Origin of the sequence: Heyndrickxia sp. FSL W8-0423 (assembly GCF_038009395.1) — a bacterium.
GTDB classification, from domain to species: Bacteria; Bacillota; Bacilli; order Bacillales; family Bacillaceae_C; genus Heyndrickxia; species Heyndrickxia sporothermodurans.
This window is the reverse complement of record NZ_JBBPBE010000001.1, coordinates 3044414-3063341: the sequence shown is the minus strand read 5'-3', so window position 1 is coordinate 3063341 and position 18928 is coordinate 3044414. Positions and strand designations below refer to the sequence as shown.

The 18928-nt window shown below is 33.4% G+C and carries 19 protein-coding genes; 14 read left to right on the top strand and 5 right to left on the bottom strand.

The genetic code is table 11. The features are described from left to right. From MKY81_RS15630 to MKY81_RS15610, 5 genes are all read left to right on the top strand, one after another. Complete coding sequence (locus MKY81_RS15630) at nucleotides 1-1182, top strand: hypothetical protein (RefSeq protein ID WP_107920337.1); 1182 nt, start codon at nucleotides 1-3, stop codon at nucleotides 1180-1182. Nucleotides 1183-1313: 131 nt separating this feature from the next. Then, nucleotides 1314-1925, top strand: a complete 612-nt coding sequence (locus MKY81_RS15625) for a DUF4304 domain-containing protein (protein WP_170112423.1) — start codon at nucleotides 1314-1316, stop codon at nucleotides 1923-1925. Nucleotides 1926-2049: 124 nt separating this feature from the next. After that, nucleotides 2050-2478 (top strand): cell wall hydrolase, encoded by a 429-nt coding sequence (locus MKY81_RS15620; protein WP_108071566.1) that lies wholly within the window; start codon nucleotides 2050-2052, stop codon nucleotides 2476-2478. Between the two features lie 94 nt (nucleotides 2479-2572). Next, nucleotides 2573-3211, top strand: a complete 639-nt coding sequence (locus MKY81_RS15615; RefSeq protein WP_341118297.1) for a spore coat protein — start codon at nucleotides 2573-2575, stop codon at nucleotides 3209-3211. Nucleotides 3212-3348: 137 nt separating this feature from the next. Beyond that, nucleotides 3349-4275: a manganese-dependent inorganic pyrophosphatase gene (locus MKY81_RS15610; protein ID WP_341118296.1), complete on the top strand. Its 927-nt coding sequence runs from the start codon at nucleotides 3349-3351 to the stop codon at nucleotides 4273-4275. 30 nt (nucleotides 4276-4305) lie between these two features. Here the strand turns inward: MKY81_RS15610 and MKY81_RS15605 are convergent, their stop codons facing one another. Both MKY81_RS15605 and MKY81_RS15600 read right to left on the bottom strand, forming a co-directional pair. After that, complete coding sequence (locus MKY81_RS15605; RefSeq protein ID WP_341118294.1) at nucleotides 4306-6027, bottom strand: transglutaminase domain-containing protein; 1722 nt, start codon at nucleotides 6025-6027, stop codon at nucleotides 4306-4308. Between the two features lie 178 nt (nucleotides 6028-6205). Beyond that, the gene (locus MKY81_RS15600) at nucleotides 6206-6358 is read right to left on the bottom strand and encodes a YpzG family protein (protein ID WP_066235306.1); all 153 of its coding nucleotides are present in this window, start codon (nucleotides 6356-6358) and stop codon (nucleotides 6206-6208) included. 182 nt (nucleotides 6359-6540) lie between these two features. Here MKY81_RS15600 and MKY81_RS15595 point away from each other — a divergent pair, with 182 nt between their 5' ends. The 7 genes from MKY81_RS15595 (at nucleotide 6541) to MKY81_RS15565 (ending at nucleotide 13344) form a co-directional block, all read left to right on the top strand. Then, entirely contained in the window at nucleotides 6541-7296 is a 756-nt protein-coding gene (locus MKY81_RS15595; RefSeq protein WP_108071575.1) for an exodeoxyribonuclease III, read from the top strand. Nucleotides 7297-7349: 53 nt separating this feature from the next. After that, nucleotides 7350-8087 carry a YqcI/YcgG family protein gene (locus tag MKY81_RS15590; RefSeq protein ID WP_341118292.1) on the top strand — a complete coding sequence of 246 codons (738 nt, stop codon included), beginning with the start codon at nucleotides 7350-7352 and terminating at the stop codon, nucleotides 8085-8087. Nucleotides 8088-8257: 170 nt separating this feature from the next. Then, a complete protein-coding gene (locus MKY81_RS15585) occupies nucleotides 8258-9025 on the top strand; it encodes a prolipoprotein diacylglyceryl transferase (RefSeq protein ID WP_341118291.1) in 768 nt (255 codons plus the stop codon). After that, on the top strand, nucleotides 9015-10421 hold the full coding sequence (locus MKY81_RS15580; protein ID WP_066235299.1) for a radical SAM protein: 1407 nt from the start codon (nucleotides 9015-9017) through the stop codon (nucleotides 10419-10421). The genes MKY81_RS15585 and MKY81_RS15580 overlap by 11 nt, the downstream gene beginning before the upstream one ends. A 43-nt stretch (nucleotides 10422-10464) precedes the next feature. Beyond that, nucleotides 10465-10764 (top strand): hypothetical protein, encoded by a 300-nt coding sequence (locus MKY81_RS15575; protein WP_066235297.1) that lies wholly within the window; start codon nucleotides 10465-10467, stop codon nucleotides 10762-10764. A gap of 93 nt (nucleotides 10765-10857) precedes the next feature. Beyond that, nucleotides 10858-11427: a YdcF family protein gene (locus MKY81_RS15570; RefSeq protein ID WP_235598374.1), complete on the top strand. Its 570-nt coding sequence runs from the start codon at nucleotides 10858-10860 to the stop codon at nucleotides 11425-11427. A 369-nt stretch (nucleotides 11428-11796) separates the two neighbouring features. Next, complete coding sequence (locus MKY81_RS15565) at nucleotides 11797-13344, top strand: ABC-F family ATP-binding cassette domain-containing protein (protein WP_341118289.1); 1548 nt, start codon at nucleotides 11797-11799, stop codon at nucleotides 13342-13344. A gap of 60 nt (nucleotides 13345-13404) precedes the next feature. Here the strand turns inward: MKY81_RS15565 and MKY81_RS15560 are convergent, their stop codons facing one another. Beyond that, nucleotides 13405-14004 (bottom strand): YdcF family protein, encoded by a 600-nt coding sequence (locus MKY81_RS15560; protein WP_341118288.1) that lies wholly within the window; start codon nucleotides 14002-14004, stop codon nucleotides 13405-13407. A gap of 243 nt (nucleotides 14005-14247) precedes the next feature. Here MKY81_RS15560 and MKY81_RS15555 point away from each other — a divergent pair, with 243 nt between their 5' ends. Next, nucleotides 14248-14529 (top strand): DUF6509 family protein, encoded by a 282-nt coding sequence (locus MKY81_RS15555; protein ID WP_066235292.1) that lies wholly within the window; start codon nucleotides 14248-14250, stop codon nucleotides 14527-14529. Nucleotides 14530-14593: 64 nt separating this feature from the next. On the opposite strand, the gene MKY81_RS15550 is transcribed toward MKY81_RS15555, so the two are convergent. Then, entirely contained in the window at nucleotides 14594-15442 is an 849-nt protein-coding gene (locus tag MKY81_RS15550; RefSeq protein ID WP_108071581.1) for a hypothetical protein, read from the bottom strand. Nucleotides 15443-15605: 163 nt separating this feature from the next. On the opposite strand from MKY81_RS15550, the gene MKY81_RS15545 reads away from it, so the two are divergent. Then, nucleotides 15606-15899 carry an RNA polymerase sigma factor gene (locus MKY81_RS15545; RefSeq protein WP_341118287.1) on the top strand — a complete coding sequence of 98 codons (294 nt, stop codon included), beginning with the start codon at nucleotides 15606-15608 and terminating at the stop codon, nucleotides 15897-15899. A 5-nt stretch (nucleotides 15900-15904) separates the two neighbouring features. Here the strand turns inward: MKY81_RS15545 and MKY81_RS15540 are convergent, their stop codons facing one another. Then, nucleotides 15905-18871: a Tn3 family transposase gene (locus tag MKY81_RS15540; RefSeq protein WP_126649190.1), complete on the bottom strand. Its 2967-nt coding sequence runs from the start codon at nucleotides 18869-18871 to the stop codon at nucleotides 15905-15907. Between the last annotated feature and the right edge of the window lie 57 nt (nucleotides 18872-18928).

Genomic DNA, 18928 nt, shown 5'->3' with positions numbered 1-18928 from the left:
ATGAAACGCTATATTAGTTCAATTGTTATTATAGCAATAATGTTTTGTACCATCGGTGCATTTTATATTTATACTGCAGCAGCAAATTCTTTACCAGAAGTGAAAATCGTCAAAGTTAGTGGAAATGATGATGAACTGAAAAATGTCGTAATAAGCGGAAACTATCATATTGGCAATACGAATGAGAATTTTGAAGCTACGAAGAAGGGAACAACATACTTTAGTGAAAGATCTATCTTTGAAAGGCTAGATTTAGAAAAAGGGAAGCTTTTAGAATTAAGGAAAAACTATCGGAATTTTATGAGGGGAAAACATGACCTTGATTCAATATATGAAGATAATGAATTACTCATATATACAGAATTAAATCCACGTTACAATAAATATTCATTGGATTTCTCAATTTTAAATAAAAAAAATAAAAAGAAAAATTCCTTTAAAGTTGAAATTCCAAACTATAAAGAATTCACAGAAGTTTATTTTCATGACGTACAACGTGTAGGAAATGAATTAAAAGTAATTACGGAAAATAACCGACGTTCTGATCAGGACAAAAATAAAATTGAATTACATGTCTATACCATTGATTATGAACAGAAAAAGATAATGAAAGATGATATTATCGCTTCTAAATTTATGGGAAATGAACACACTGGATACCAGTACGTTACGATTTATTCAACAGACCCAACAATAACTAATAAATATTTTGCCATTCAAGATAATGACGTGAAGGTTCAAGAACATCAAGATGGGGGAATTGATGAACAAATCGTTAAAAGTGAAATTGTTACTTATAATTATGAAAAAGAAAAGATAGAAAAAATAAAAGTTCCTAAACAATATTACGATGCGCAAATAGTCAATGATAAAGATGGTACTATTTATTTCATTTTAACAAATGAAAAAGATGTAATAGTGTCAAAAGTAAACATTGATAAGCATTCAGTAGAAAAAATCAGAAAAATTTCATTACCAGAAATGGGAGGGAATCAGCATCAAGTAATAAAAATTAATAATGGAAAAATATATATTTTAACCTCAAAAGCAGATGCAAATGATAAAAATACATTCTTTGTAATGGATATACGAAGTGGTCAAAATCTATACCAAGGAAAAATTACTCAGTCCAAACAAAAAAAGAATAGTAATATTGAATTATTTGACTTTGAAATAAACTAAACAAATGATGTAAAAAAAGAAATTTTTAGAATAAATGCAACTTTTTGAGCGGTTATTACGTCTAATATATATGGAGATATTTTGAAAGCAAATTAACGTTTTTTCATTATACTATAGCAGGGGGGATTGACTTGATTGTTCGGAAGAAAATTGATAAAAAAATAAAACGAATTCTATCTCCGGTTTTGAAGGAATTTGGATTTTCAAGTATTAACAGCCGAAATTATTACGCACTTCATAATGATTGTATATGGGTTTTAAATATTCATCATGTGGGGAAATACACTTCCGAATTATCAGGTTGGCCTGCTCAATCACTAAATGCGACGGTAGGGATATATTATGATTTTATCCCTCCATTATCGGATGACATTGAAAGGATTGAAAATTTCCCGAAATATTATGAATGCCAATTGCAAATGGAATTATGTTGTCAAAATAATGAAATTTATGACCAAATTACAGATAATAAAAAGTTAGAAAGTATATGGTGGTTTCATCCAAATGGAAGTAATATTGAAGATGTAGTTTATGATATTAGAAATGCTTTTGTTAATACAGGTTTACCTTGGTTAAAAAAATACTCCAATTTGGAACGCGCCTTTGAAAAGATTGAAGGTGAACTGAATTCGTATCATAAATTTTATAAAGCTAAGTTTTTTGCAAAATATTTAAATCAATGGGATAAATATGAGAAGTATAACCAATTATTTAAAGTCGAAGCAACTAAATTTGGTGAGTAAAAGTGAGGGAAATAAATTCCTTCACTTTTTTATTTATTAATCTTTTTCATCTGTCAATATATAAATGGTCATCAAACCAGCTGTTAAGAATATGATAAGGTGAAAAGTTTTTGGAGGTGAAGTGATGGCGGTTGTAAAAGCGACTGATTCAGATATTGCCCTATTAGCAAGGCTGTTACGAGCGGAGGCGGAAGGAGAAGGCGTTCAAGGAATGCTTCTTGTTGGGAATGTGGGAATAAACCGAATAAGAGCAAATTGTTCCGATTTCAAAGGTTTACGGACGATACCTCAAATGGTTTACCAGCCACATGCATTTGAAGCAACCATTCATGGATATTTTTATCAACGAGCAAGAGAAAAAGAAAAACGATTAGCTCGAAGATCCATTAACGGTGAAAGTTTTTGGCCGGCTAAATATAGTTTATGGTATTTTAAACCACCTGGAAATTGTCCTTCAACATGGTATAATCAGCCATTAGTGGCACGGTATAAGTCTCACTGTTTTTACGAACCAACAGCGGAAACTTGTCAAAACGTTTATAATACTTTTTAATTCGTTTCATGCACAAAATTTAAAAAAATGAATAACTCCCATTTCTAAATAAATAATAACATAGTAAATATTTTTATTTATGGAGGAGTTATTTATGGAAAATCAACAAAATCAAAACCATCAGAACATGCATACTGGTAGTATTCCACAGCAATTGAATCATGGTGGCCATGAAGTATTAGATGTTGGGGAAGTACTTTCAGGTGCGATTGGTACAATGAATACCTACACACTTCTTAAAGATCATGTGCAGGATCAGGAGCTGCGCGGGATTCTTGATCGGCAGTATCAATTCATGCAACAAGAATATAATACAACAGTTGATTGCTTTAAGACTGGTCAAGATCCACAAGTACCAACTCAAAGTTATAAGATGCAACAAAATAATGACTTTATTTATGGTCTGCAACCATCTCAACCTAAAAAACCGATACAATCTGCCAATGAGCTAACAGATGAATGTATTTCTGGATTAATGCTTGGAGCTGTTAAATCATCTGCATCGATGAAAGCAGTTGCTGCATGTGAAACGACGAACCCTGTCGTCCGCCGGGTATTAGCAGATTCAATTCCAAATTGCATCGAAATGGCTTATGAAATTTCTCTTTATCAAAATAAGCACCATTATTATCAAGTACCACAATTTTCACAACAGGATATGCAACAAATGTTAAATGCCTATGCTCCTGCACAAGGAACAATGCAACCACCAAATAATTATATGACTCATTAAGACAAAGAAAACACCATTTCAAAAGGAATGGTGTTTTCTTTCTTTTGAACATACGTGAAAATATTTCACTTTTTTGCTAAAATATTAAATGATATCTATAATAAAAGAATTTCAGTATGAAAATGAAGGAGAAAACGATGGATAAAGTATTAGTATTTGGACACAAAAACCCGGACACAGATACAATCTGTTCGGCCATTGCTTATGCACATTTAAAAAATAAGTTAGGAATTGAAGCTGAGCCTGTTCGTTTAGGCGATGTAAATGGGGAAACGAAGTATGCCCTTGATTATTTTAAAATGGAAGCACCTCGTTTTGTTGAAAAAGTTGCAAATGAAACGAATGGAGTGATCCTAGTTGATCATAATGAACGTCAACAAAGTGCTGACGATATTGATCAAGTAAAAGTACTGGAAGTAATTGATCATCACCGCATTGCAAATTTTGAAACGAGTGATCCGTTATATTATCGTGCAGAACCTGTTGGCTGTACAGCAACGATTTTAAATAAAATGTATAAAGAAAACGGTGTAGAAATTAGCAAAGAAGTTGCAGGATTAATGTTATCTGCAATTATTTCAGATTCGCTTTTATTTAAATCACCTACATGCACAGAACAAGACATTGCTGCAGCTAAAGAACTAGCCAGTATTGCAGAAGTAGACGTTGATAGTTATGGTTTAGCTATGCTTAAAGCAGGAGCGGATTTAAGCGATAAGACGATTGATCAGTTGGTTAGCTTAGATGCAAAAGAATTCCAAATGGGGAACCACAAAGTTGAAATTGCTCAAGTAAATGCTGTAGATATCAATGATGTGTTGAATCGTAAAGAAGAATTAGAATCGAAGCTAACATCCGTGCTTGCTGAAAAGAATTTAGATTTATTCCTTTTTGTTGTTACAGATATTTTAAATAGTGATTCTACTGCTGTTGCAATTGGACAAGCGACAGATGCTGTTGAAAAAGCATTCAATGTGAAGCTAGAAAACAACAGTGCTTTACTAAAAGGTGTCGTATCACGCAAAAAACAAATCGTTCCACAATTAACAGATGTGTTGAAATAAAATAAAGTCGGGGATATCCCGACTTTATTTTTAATATTCAACTTTATCTCGTAAATGTGTTTTGTTAAATTCGTTCATATTTGGTTGGAAATATTTATCGGTATATTTTGCTACAAATTTATCATTTTGAACAAAACCTGCACCCCAAGTTGGATCCATCGTTAACCACTTTCCATTTATTTTTGCTTCTATCCATGCATGATTTTCTTTTAATAACCCTGTACCGGCTTTTCCTGTTATCACTCTTGCCTCAATATTACTTGCGCGTAAAAGTGCTCCTGCAAGATACGCATAATCTTGACAAACACCCGTTTTTAATTTTAAAGTCTTTAGTGCATTGTCATCCCATTCAAATTCATTGTTTTTAAATTTAGCAACATCATAGGAAATTGTTTTTGCTGTATATTCATAAATTGCTTTTGCCTTGTCAAAATTGTTCTTTTTATTTTTCGTAATTTTTTTTGCTAGATTAATAATTTTTGGGTCATCAGACGGAATTCCACGTGAAGGTAATAAATCTCGTTTATCTTCGTTTGCCATATTCTCGACGGAAAATGATGCAACGGAAAAATAGCGGAAATAGTTCGATTTTTCCTCTTTAATTTCCGGAACGTTTATCGATACTTCATATTCACCTGGACCAAATCGAAGATAAATCGAATCATCAAAATTAAAGTGTTTTACTGGAATAATGTCAAGTGCTTCATCATTACCTTTTTTTGTTTTTACATAAATATGAGAAGTTTCTTTAGCAAATTTGGCACTTGGATCGATCTGTCCTTTTATATGGTAGGAAAGTTTTGCTTGATCTCCACCAAATTGAGGGGTATCAAGTGTAATTCCTCTTTCTTCATAGGTACGATAGTATTCGATAGGTTTCATTGTTCGATCGGATTGATTATCGACAAAAAGTGTTGTGCCATATTGATAATAATTTTCTCTTTGCTGATCCGGAACTAAAACATTAATTTGATGGATGCCTTTTCCATAAAAAAGAGGAACTTCATAAGAAAATTTCCCATTTTTAATAGGAATTTCGTGTTTCCACTGATTGCTATCTTTTTTTACTTCAATCATAATATTCTTGGAAGATATTTGCCCGTTGATTGTGCCCCCAACCGTTATTAATTCCTTCCCTGACATAAAACCGGATTTAATAGTATCGAGGGTTAATTGTGCTTCTTGAGCAAACGGGGTATAAGTAAGGTCTCTTTGTTTTATTGGGTTAACATTCACTACTTCAAATGTGGAAAGATCATAATAATAATTTTCGCGATCTGTTGCAGGAAGCATTACATGTACGGAATATTTGCCTTCCCCATTATAAAAATGGATTTTGTCTGAAAACTGTCCATTTTTTATAGGAATATAGTATTCTTGTACTGAATTAGAATCAATCACATCGAGAGAACTGACTTTTACCCAAACATATTTTTCTTTTAATAACTCGTGTTTTTCAATTTTACCCGTTATTTCAAGTTCTTTATTAACTGCAAAAGCATTATATTTTGGATTGGTAATTGTCGCTCCTACTTTTTCACTATAGTTAGTCAAAGTAATCGGTTTTAAATCTAATTCACTATTTTTTTCTTTTACAAGCGCAGCATATTTCGCATTTTCTTTTTCTGCCTTTGTTTCTTGTTTGTTTTCTTTCTTGCTGCTTGTTTTTGAATTCGCATCATGGCTACATGCGGCAGCAGAAAGAAATAAAACAGAAAGCAGACCATATAAGAATATTTTTTTAATAGGCATGCCATTCCTCCTAGTGATTTCCCACATCTTTATTAGTTATATCACAATTTGGGTAACAGTGAATATAAGCGGAAAAGACTATTTTAAACATATGCTCTTTGAAGGAATAATTATTTTTAACTTAATAATAACAAAAAGACGCACATGGCGTCTTTTTTGTTCATTTCTTGTATGTTCCTTACCAAAAATGTGCTTTAGCGTTACTTCTTAAAATGATTGTGTTTTGAGTAACTTGAGTTTGTCCATTCACTTGAGATTTCGTATGTTTTCTTCTCGTAGTATGATGGTGAAATAGCTCAGAGTGGGGATCCAAATGGTTTTTATAACTCATCTAAAATCACCTCTTTGGTAGGATTTATACTTCGAAACATCGATATTCAAATAGAATATCTGTATTATCTTGTGAAGGTTTAACATAAAAAATACATCAACCTAAAAATTCAATGTTCTATAAAAAACAATGTTATAATTAATTTTATCTAATTGAAAAAATCGTGTTAGGAGTTTTTAAAAGTGAAATTGGTTTCATGGAATGTTAATGGAATTAGAGCGTGCATAAAAAAAGGTTTTTTAGATTATTTTAATGATATAGATGCAGATATTTTTTGTATTCAAGAAACAAAATGCCAAGATGGTCAGGTCACATTAGATATACCAAACTATCATCAATATTGGAATTATGCTGTTAAAAAAGGGTATTCCGGTACAGCTGTTTTTACGAAGAAAAAACCTTTATCTGTTAAGTATGGAATTGGAGAGAATGTTGAAGAACCTGAAGGTCGAATTATCACATTAGAATATGATCAATTTTATTTGGTCAATGTGTACACACCTAATTCCCAAAGAGATTTAGCAAGATTAGATTTTCGCTTATCTTGGGAGGAGCGGCTTCGCGAGTACTTAATTGAATTAGATCAAATGAAACCAGTCATTTATTGTGGAGATTTAAATGTTGCTCACAATGAAATTGATTTAAAAAATTCAAAGTCGAATATTGGAAATTCTGGTTTCACCAATGAAGAACGTGAGAAAATGACAAAACTTTTGAATAGTGGATTTGTTGATACGTTCCGTTATTTATATCCTGATAAAGAAGAATCCTATTCTTGGTGGTCATACATGAATAAGGTTAGAGAGCGGAACATCGGTTGGAGAATCGATTATTTTATTGTTTCTAGTAGATTAGTAGAGGCTGTTAAAGATTCACACATACACTCTCATGTTTTTGGGAGTGACCATTGTCCTGTTGTGCTTGAAATAATACAATAAATACATTCACCCCTTTCAGTTATTACTAATATTGTAATTGAAGGGGGGAACTCATGGTAAAATTATACGATTCAATTACTGCAACTCAGAATTTACTTTCATGGAAAAAAGATGCACTATATTCTTTTCATCGAATGATGATGGATAAAAGAAGAAAATTTCCATGTATCCCTGCATATCAAGGGTATGTCTTAAATCACTTACGGTTTGGATTCGTCAGCGATCCGAGAAATTCAAAAGCCGTTGTTGAGCTTGTTGGATTAATGAAGGAGTATGGTCGAACATCTGAAGAATATGGGGATTATACTGCCTTAATAATCATTTTTGAAACACCTGAAAATTTAAAAGCATTTAGTACACATGAATTTGAAGAGATTTTTTGGCAATTATTAAATCAGCTTTCTGCTTTAGATGACAGTGAATGGCCAGAGGAAATTTCTTCAGCTCCTTCACATCATTCATGGGAATATTGTTTTAATAAAGAAAGGTACTTTTTTTATTGTGCTACTCCAGCTCATAAAAAAAGAAAAAGTCGCTATTTCCCATATTTTATGTTGGCAATAACACCTAGATGGGTGTTGGATAAATTTAATCGATCATCTATTCAATCGCAAAAAATGGAAAACCAAATACGTAAAATGCTAACAGTTTATGATGAGCTTTCACCCCATCCGGATTTGAAAAAATATGGTGAAAAAGATAATTATGAATGGAAACAATATTTTTTGCGAGATGATAATACCACTATTACAACGTGTCCTTTCCATACAAAAAAGATTAACAAATCTTAATAAGTATCGTACATCCAATTTTACGTTGGATGTTTTTTTGTTTTTATATACAAGTAGTAAATGTGAATTGGTCAGTTTAATTTTATTGAAGGATGTTTTGCATTTTTTCGCGAATATATATATAAAGTGTTATAAAATTAATTATTTCGAATAGTATTTCGGAGGTAATCATGGAGTTTCCTGTTTATGTATTTGGTATCCACCCTCATTTTTTATTTGAAGCAATAGCTTATTTTATCGGTTTTCGCGTTTATTTATATACAAGAAATAAAGAACGAATTCCGATGGATAAAGCGATGTGGGTAATTGTAGGTGCTATATTTGGGGCAGCATTTGGTTCAAAATTTCTTTACTGGTTTGAAAATCCGATCAAAACGATTGAACAATGGGATAATTTGAAATATATGTTAGAAGGAAAAACAATCGTAGGTGGATTATTAGGAGGACTAATAGGTGTTGAATTAGCAAAGAAATGTATTGGATGGAAAAGATCAACCGGCGATGACTTCGTTTTGCCCTTAACTGTTGGAATGATGCTTGGAAGAATTGGCTGTTTTCTTACCGGGATCGATGACCACACATACGGAACAGCAACGACATGGATTACAGGGGTAGATTTTGGTGATGGAATCGAAAGACATCCAACTCAGTTGTATGAAATTGCGTTTTTATTTATTTTAATTATCATCCTTCTCACGATAAAAAGGAAGAATGCAATTAAATGGGAAGGTTATTTATTTCAACTTTTTATGTTGTCCTATCTTGTTTTTCGATTCAGCATAGATTTTATTAAACCTACACCACATCCGTATTTTTCCTTAAATAATATTCAAGTAGCAAGCTTAATAGGAATAATCTATTACATTACATTAATGAGAAGAAAACGACAACAGCATCAACATTACATAAAAAGAGAGGAACAAATTCATGCCAAATAGACCGTATACTTATTACGATTTAACGATTAGTATTTGCACAAAGTGTTTGAGGAAAGTAGAAGCGAAAATTATTTTTGAAAATGGAAACGTTTATATGGTTAAAACATGTATGAAACATGGAAGGGAAAAGGTATTAATTTCGACTAATATCGAGTATTACAAATGGTGTCGAGACTTTATTAAGCCGTCTGAAATGCCGCATCGCTGGAATACTCCAATAAAATATGGTTGTCCATATGATTGCGGCCTCTGTCCAGACCATGAACAACATAGCTGCCTCACTCTGTTGGAAATTACGGAAAGATGCAATTTAAAATGTCCAATCTGTTATGCTGAGTCTTCCCCGCAAAAAGGAACTTTTCGATCTTTAGAACAAATTGAGTTTATGTTGAATGCGATTGTTGAAAATGAAAAGGAACCGGACATTATTCAAATCAGTGGGGGCGAACCGACTATTCATCCACAGTTTTTTGAAATATTAGATCTTGTAAAATCAAAACCAGTTAAACATATTATGGTCAATACGAACGGATTAAAAATTGCCAATGATAAAGAATTTGTTAAGCGCTTGGCAACGTATTTACCCGGTTTTGAAATCTATTTACAATTTGATAGTTTTGAAGCGGATGCATTGAAAGAATTAAGGGGAGTCGATCTTACTAAGATAAGACAAAAGGCGATTGATCGGTTAAATGAATACAATATTTCAACAACATTAGTGGTCACATTAAAAAAAGGCTTAAACGATCATGAAGTAGGTAAGATAATCCAATATGGTTTAGAGCAAAAATGTGTTCGGGGTGTTACGTTCCAGCCAATTCAAAGTGCTGGCCGATTAGAGGATTTCAATCCTGAAACGGATCGCTTAACATTAAGTGAAGTTAGACAAATGATTATTGATCAATCGGGTGTGTTTGGTGAAAAAGATATGGTTCCAGTCCCTTGTCACCCGGACTCTTTAGCGATGGGTTATGCTTTTAAGAAGGACGGTATTGTTACCCCGTTAACCGGGATGATTGACCATAATATTTTATTAGAGGGTGAACGGAATACAATCGTTTTCGAACAAGATGAAAATATTCGCAATATGATCTTTAATTTATTTTCATTGAATCATTCACCTAGCTCATCCGCGTTATCCTTTAAAGATTTACTTTGCTGTCTTCCGAAAGTCGATATTCCAGGTGAAATCGGCTACGATAATGTTTTTCGCGTTATCATCATGCAATTTCAAGATGCTCATAATTTCGATGTTCGTTCGGTCAAAAAATCTTGTGTACACATCGCTCATCCAGATGGAAGAATTATTCCTTTTGATACATATAATTTATTTTATCGGGATGAAAAAGAACTGGAATTAAAAAAAATACAAGAAGAGATCATGTTAACACGTTAATTTCAACTTTATAAGAATAGGATTCTATTAAAGGGGGATAAGAATGAATAACGAAGAAGAGGGAAGTATTAGGCAAAGTGATAAGAAAGATGAAGGGAATGTATGGCTAGGAATTGGAATAGGGTTCTTAATTTATTTAATTCCTTCGTTATTTACAATTTTCGGGCTATTTCCGGTGGCTTTTATCGCTCCGATTATACATGTTGCGGCCATTATCTACTTTTTCTCCAAGAATAAGAAGATGACTGGAATTGGCCTTTTGATATTCGCTGGTATCGTAATTTTGTTAATTACTGCTTGTTTTGGTTTTGTTATATTTAGTTTGAATAATTATCAAGGATAAACATAAAGCAGGTAACGGATCACTATAAATTGAAACTTTTCTCAAAAATCCTCGTCTAACATTTATAGTTGTTGTCACTTGAAGGGGGTTCACATGAAAATAAGAATGATCATTACTGCCATTTCCGTTCTTCTTTTAATTGCGATTGTCTGGGCAAGTTATACTTTTAGTCAAATAAAGAAAACCGCGAGAGAAGAGCCACCTAATGATATTCCATATATACTTATTCTTGGTGCAAAGGTAAATGGAGAAAAAATGTCCAAAGCGTTGACCGAACGGGCAAAAGTGGGACTAGAATATTTAAGGGAAAACAAAAATTCAAAGGTTATTGTTACCGGTGGCCAAGGCCCAGATGAGAAAATTACCGAGGCAGAAGCGCTTCGTCGCTACATGCTTGACAATGGAATATCTGAGGATCGTATTTTAATGGAGGATAAATCCGTTAGCACTTATGAGAATATTAAATTTGCTAAAAAACTGTATTCAATTGATGAAGCCGTCATAGTTAGTAGCGATTTTCATTTGTACCGTGCAATCCAATTGGCGACAGAACAAGGGATAAAAGCATACCCACTTGCCGCAGAGACGCCAAAGGTTGTAAAAGTGAAATTATATGCAAGAGAAATATTGGCCATACTAAAGTGGAAAATTATCGGTGATTAAAGTTTCCCTTTACCGAATATTCAAACTTTGTTAAAATGAAAACAATACATTAATAAAAAGGAGTGGTAAAGGTCTTATGAGTATGTCTGTTGTTTTTCAAATGGTTTGAGCATAGAACGGGATAAGTCTGCCTATTTTTTGCTAAACCAATCGTAAAACAACGGATAATCCGACCTTTACTCTTTAAAAACGTTCGTGTTTTAGAATACTTCATTCTAATGGAACAAAGATGTAGGGGATTTCCCTGCCTTTTTTTATAGAAAATTGAATAAAACTAAACGAATGATTTGAATTGGTCTTCGATCTTTGCATCCTCCATGTTTTACGATTGGTTCTATTTTATTAGAACTTTGTGGAGGGAAAATAAATATGAGTATTTTAAACGTAGAAAAATTAACCCATTATTATAGTGATCAATTGGTGTTTCAAGAAATTGATTTTCGTTTATTAACAAATGAAAGGGTTGGCTTAGTCGGTCCGAATGGGGCTGGGAAAACAACATTGTTAAAGATTTTATCCGGCACATTACTACCTGATCATGGAAAGATTGAGAAATTGCCTAATATTCGGATAGGTTATTTAGAGCAGCATATAAATTTAAAAGAAGGATTAAGTATACAAGACTATTTACGAAGTGCATTTAAGCATTTATACGAATTAGAAAATGAAATGCTTCAACTAACCGTTGAAATGGCTTCAAGTCATTCCGAACAGTTAAAATCTCAATTAGATAGATATTCACATATACAGGAGCAGTTGGAGTTTCATGATTTTTATTCAATTGATAAAAAAATCGAAGAAATTTCATTCGGTTTAGGGATTCATCTCTTAGGTATGAACACGGATGTATCAAACCTAAGCGGAGGTCAGAGGACGAAATTATTGCTTGCCAAGCTTTTATTGAGTGAACCGGATATTTTGTTATTAGATGAACCAACGAACTATTTGGATTATTCCCATATTCAGTGGCTGAAGGAGTATTTATTAAATTACAAGAACTCCTTTATTGTGATTTCACATGATACTGATTTTCTAAATGAAATTGTAAACGTCATTTATCATCTGGAACATACACAGTTAACAAGATATGTAGGGAACTATCAACAATTTACAGAAGCTTATGAACTCAGGAAACATCAATTGCACAGTGCCTATGAAAGACAACAAGAAGAGATTCAAAAGCTTGAAACATATATTCAAAAGAACAAGGCACGTGCATCCACTACTAAACAAGCTAAATCACGCGAAAAAAGATTAATGAAAATGGAGCGAATGCAAAAACCGATAGAAGTCCCAACACCTAGATATATATTTACATTATCTGAACGACCAACTAGTGTAATTGTTGAAACAAAAAAATTGATAGTTGGTTATACAAAACCTTTACTTTCCCCTCTAACGGTCAAAATAAAAAGGGGAGAAAAAGTGGCAATAAAAGGGCATAATGGAATCGGTAAATCTACGATGTTAAAGACTATCATCGGGGAGATTGCACCTCTTGGAGGAGATATTAGCTTCGGACAGAATGTAAAACCTGCTTATTTTTCACAAGAATGGAATACTTCTTCTAATATGACTCCATTAGAGTTTATTTGGTCATTAAATGAAGGAATGATGCAAAAAGAAATCCGCCAGGCCCTTGCACGAGCTGGAATAAGAAACGACCATATGTTTCAATCATTACATTCTTTAAGTGGCGGGGAACAAACGAAGGTGAGATTGGCTCAATTAATGCTGGAAAAAAGTAATTGGCTAATTCTTGACGAACCAACCAATCATCTAGATGTCCAGGCAAAGTCTGCACTTTCTGATGCATTAAGAAAATACGAGGGGACTGTTTTAATCGTTTCACATGAGCCGGATTTTTATGCAGATTGGTGTACACAGATTTGGGATTTGGATAAATACTGCAACTAATAATCTATAAGGTCTTCATTTGAAGACCTTATAGACTTTGATAGGAATTACTAATTGATATTATATATCAGAATCAATAATTGCACCTTGTTTCACATAACGAATAATTTTTTTCGATTCCAATTCAACGCGTTTCCGCATATAGGGATGTTTAAACCAGCTATCTTCTATGGAGGTTTGATTATCAACTGGACAAAGTGAATAATCAATCCAATTCGGCATATAGGTTTTCAAATTAAGGTACATTCTTCGCATGTGCGGAAACGTCGTTACAATAAGTAATCTTTGAATCTTGTGTAATTGAAAATCCCTATCTAGGACAAGTAAAGAGGCAAGAACATTTTCTTTCGTATGCATGGACAATGTTTCAACTAATATATCATTATCTGGAATTCCTAACTCAATCGCTTTTGATTTTAAAAGTAAAGCTTCACATAAACCAGAGTTATTCCAAATTACACCTCCTGAAAATAAAATTTTCTTTGCCCTTCCTTGTTGATATAACTGAATGGCTTTTGGTAAACGATACTGAACAGCTGATTTGCTGCCGGGTACGAATATACACTCGCCTTTTTTCATGTCATCAGAAATATTGGAATAGATCAAGCGAGTCATTAATTCGTCAGTTAAGTTATTTTCATCTAATTCCGATATTCTCATTTTTTCACCTCTGAATTTATACATAAATTTATATATGCTTTAAAACAAATTTGATGTTACTTCATTAAATAAATTAGGTAAAAGACTCATTTACAACAATTCAAAAAGGTATACAGTTCCACGGGATGAAGCAGAAGAGAAAACGCATTGTTTATAAAAATATTATTTTATACAAACCATTTCATGTGTATAATAATCAAAGTATACTAATTTATATAGATTTTGAAGGGACGGCAGTCATAAATGAACATTACAGGATTTACAATAGAAAAGCTTGAAGACCCGACAGGAATATTAGTTGGAGACCGTTATGAATACATAATTGATATCGAAGTACCGGAAGATGATGAACTTTTTTCTGAAAATGGATTATATGTTAAAGTTATTTATGTGGTAAATGGTAATGAACAACGAATTGCGCAATATCAAATTTTTGAGAATATTACACACACGTATTTAGACTTTGAACTTGAGGAAGAAGAATTACAAATGTTACATGTATTTTGTAAAGAAAATCTTGAATAATTTTAAATACAAAAGGAATAATTTCATATATCATAGACGAAAAAAGCAGGTATTTCCTGCTTTTTTAATTTTTTTCAATTTCAGCTAATAGTGAATCAATACTAATTTTCCATCGAGAAAGCGGTGAGGTTCTCATTAATTGAAAAGATACTCGAGTTTTTAGTGCTCCTTCTTCTTTTATATACATTTGAAGATTAACAGGTACAGTATATAAAAGAAACTGTTCATCTTCATTCTTCGCCGCTTGACTATCCCATCGAATGGTATCAATTTGATCCAGTTTTTTAATCTTTTTTTTAATATTTTTATGTTTGCTGACAGCAATTTTTTTGATTAGCCCTTCATCTCCATTCTTAATAAAGACCATTAGCGCGTCTGTGACTTGGTTTGGTGTAGCATTGGCTAAATATTCGTCAATTTTCCCCGCGGCTTTAAGTATCATTAATTGATGTGATAAATCTGATCTTTCCGTTTTGTGTGTCGTACTCCCAATGAAATGAATACAAAAGTGACCAGGAAAACCATTTTGAAGGGCACCAGCACCGTGGGGCATTCCGTGCATGGAAGCTGTGATTAAACGATCCTTTGCTAATATTAATATCGCTCTTCGACGCCAGCTCCAGTGTCCATGATAAATATTTTTCATAATTTTTGTATCTTTCCTCGTTAACGGCTGTACATCCGCATGATGCTTTCCGGCCCTTCTTTGCACATCAAAACTCTTCCCGGATTCCACATCAATTACAGTGAATTTTGACATTTTTGGGATGATTTTATTTACCTCTTTCCAATGTTGCGTTTCAATCTGAAAATTTATTGGAAAACCATAAGGCTGCAAACTACTAGCATATGCATTTGTGTAAAAGGGATAAATGGTTAGGACAAGGAATATAGACAGTAGAAGTTTTATCATTTTAGTAACTCCACCTTCATTTTGATTGATTTATTTGTATTTTTTCCAATCATATTGATTGAATAGCTTTAAATTGTTGGAAATTAATGCATTGAAATAAGAAGAATATTTCTTGTAATATTTGAACTTTCTATTCGTCTAATCAGTAAAGGAGGGGAGACGTTTGGGGGGATATTCAATTGAAGAGTTATTTCAGAAATATGAGCAAGATATCACAAGTTATTTAATTTATTATACAGGTTCTGCGGATGTAGAGGATTTAGTACAAGATACTTTCTTGTTAGCAATGAAGAATTTATCAAACTTCAAAGAGAATTCACATCCAAAAACATGGTTAATCTCAATTGCAAGAAATATCGTTATCGATAAGTTTCGAAGAAGACTACTAGGGGTACCGTCAGGAAAATGCGGATTTACAACGCTAAGCCCATTTTCAAGACGATTCCCCCAGTTTTAACAACGTTAAGAAAGTTTCAATGGTCTTAAAGAATCTAACGAGACCATTTTCTCCGAATTAAAATGGTATTCTCCAAGTAAATTAATATGTTCCCAACCTAGAGGTGACATATGGTGCAATAATTCTTCATTAAAACTACCTGACCGTTTTTGATATTCAACTGCCTTTGTTAGATGTAAAGTATTCCAGATACTGATGGCATTGATAATTATGTTTAAGGCACTGGCCCTTTGCAATTGATGCTGTATGGTTCGTTCCCTAAGCTCGCCTTGTTTTCCGAAGAAAATAGCTCTTGCCAGTCCATTCATGGCTTCTCCTTTATTCAATCCTTTTTGTATTTTTCTTCTTAATGATTCATCCGAAATATAATTCAAAATAAAGATCGTTTTTTCTATTCGGCCCATCTCACGTAAGGCTGTAGCCAAGCTGTTTTGTCTTGAATAAGAACCTAATTTCCCCATAATAAGGGATGCTGAAACTGTTCCTTCCCTTATAGAATGAGCTAATCGCAAAACATCCTCATAATTCTCTTTAATGACCTTTGTATTTATTTGTCCACGTAAAATGACTTCTAATTTTGGATACTCACTTGCCTTATCTATTGTAAATAATTTTGAGTCTGATAAATCTCGTATTCTTGGAGCAAATTTAAATCCTAATAAATGGGTCAGTCCGAATATTTGGTCTGTGTAACCAGCTGTGTCTGTATAATGCTCTACTATATTTAGATCCGTCTCATGGTGTAACAAACCATCCAAAACATGAATCGCATCCCTTGAATTAGTATGAATAATCTTTGTGTAATAAGAAGAAAATTGATCACTTGTAAAACGATAGATGGTGGCTCCTTTTCCAGTTCCATAATGTGGGTTTGCATCTGCATGTAGCGATGAAACGCCTATCTGCATTCTCATACCATCGGACGAGGATGTTGTACCGTCTCCCCAATAGGAGGACAATTGCAATTTGTGATGAAAATTTACTAATACGGCTTGGGCTTTATTCATTGCATCTTCATACATGCGCCATTGTGATACATTGGCCAATTGCTTATATGTAAGTCCGGGTGTTGCTTCAGCCATTTTGCTTAAACCAATATTCATTCCCATTCCTAAAAGAGCAGCCATAATAATAATTGTTTCTTCTTTATCCGGTTTTCGATTATTGGAAGCATGAATAAATTGCTCATGAAATCCTGTTATATAAGCAATATCCATCAGTAAATCGGTTAATTTTATTCTTGGTAGCATCTGATACAGGCTTGCACTAAATTTTTTTGCTTCTTCTGGAACATCTTTTTCTAAGCGTGCAATTGACAGCTTTCCTTTTTCAAGAGAAACCCCGTCTAACTTGTTGGAATTGGTAGCTAACCACTTTAACCTTTTGTTAAGGCTGCTGGTTCTCTCCGTCATATAATCCTCGAATGATAAACTAACTGATAATCTTGTATTCTCCTTCGTTTGATTCCATGTATCTTCTGAAAACAAATATTCTTCAAAGTCTCTATATTGTCTGCTGCCAACAATGGAAACATCTCCTGCCCTAACATGCTCCCGAAGTTCTGTTAAAACAGCCATTTCATAGTAATGACGATTGATTGTTGTACCATCATCCTCGTATAAATGCTTTTTCCAACGTTTTGAAATAAAATCCACAGGTGAGTTATCAGGCACTTTTCGCTTTCCGGATTCGTTCATTCCACGGATAATCTCAACAGCTTGTAAAAGTGGCTCATTTGCTTTTGTAGAATGAAATTCCAATACCCTTAATAGCGTTGGCGTATATTTTCTAAGTGAATAAAATCGTTTTTGCAGTAAGTCTAAATAATCATAGTCGGCAGGGCGTGCAAGCTCCTGAGCTTCTTCGACCGAAGAGACAAAAGAATTCCATTCGATAACGGATTCTAAAACCTCAAAAACGTCTAATTTTTCCTTTTTTGCTTTGATTAAAGCTTGTCCGATGTTCGTAAAGTGTATAACTTTCTCATTCAGCTTTTTACCGTTTTGTTTCTGAATTTCCTCTTGAGCCTTACGGCCTTTTGATAACAGACTAAGTATTTGTCTATCATGAATTTCAAAAGCTTTATCCGTTAACTCTTGAGTAAGATGTAATAAATAGACGGTTAATATCGAATATCGCTTATTTTCTTGAAAGTCACGGAATGCATATGGCTCATATCTTGAGCCTAAGCGAGATAGTTGTAACAGGCGATTGCGATGCAAATGACTAATTTGTACCGTTTCTAATTCCATTCCTCGTATGTATTCGAGTCGTTCTATTACTTTTAGAAATGTTTCGGGTGAAGGATGACCCGGCGGTTCCTTTAACCAACCCAATATCGTTTTATTGGATTCGGATGGATGCTGCGAAGTAATGATCTCTTCAAGCTTTCCTTTTTGTTCATTTGTAAGAGATTGACTAACAGTATTAAACAGTTTCTTTTCAGCCATTGCCCTTGCCTCCCACACCATTCTTTCAAGTGTAGTAATAGCAGGCAGTATGATTTTGTTTTTTCTTAGAAAATCTATACATTCATGTAGTAGATGTATGGCATCGCCATTTTCAAAAGCTAATTGATGAAGATGCTTAAGTGCTATTCGATATTCTCTTAGAGTAAAAGTTACAAAGTCGTATTCACTTCGAAGTTCTTTCAAATGATCCCAAAGTGTATTTTCTCTTTGAGGATAAAGACTAATCGAAGATGGAGTGGCACCGATTTGTTTCGATATATAATGTATGACTGATTCCGGGATGCTTTTGATATGAGTGTATGGCCAACCGGGATACCGAAGAACAGCTAATTGAACAGCAAACCCTAAACGGTTTTCTTCTCTCCTTCGCTTATTAACTATTTCTAAATCCCGTTTGGAAAAAGTGAAGTAGGTCCCCAATATCCATTCATCTTCAGGGATTTGCATAAAATCCTGCCTCTGTTCCAGTGTAAGCAATTCTCTACCTCTCGCAATTTTCATTCAGTATCATCCCATTTCCATAATTATTCAGTTAATTAGTTCAATTATATATCAATA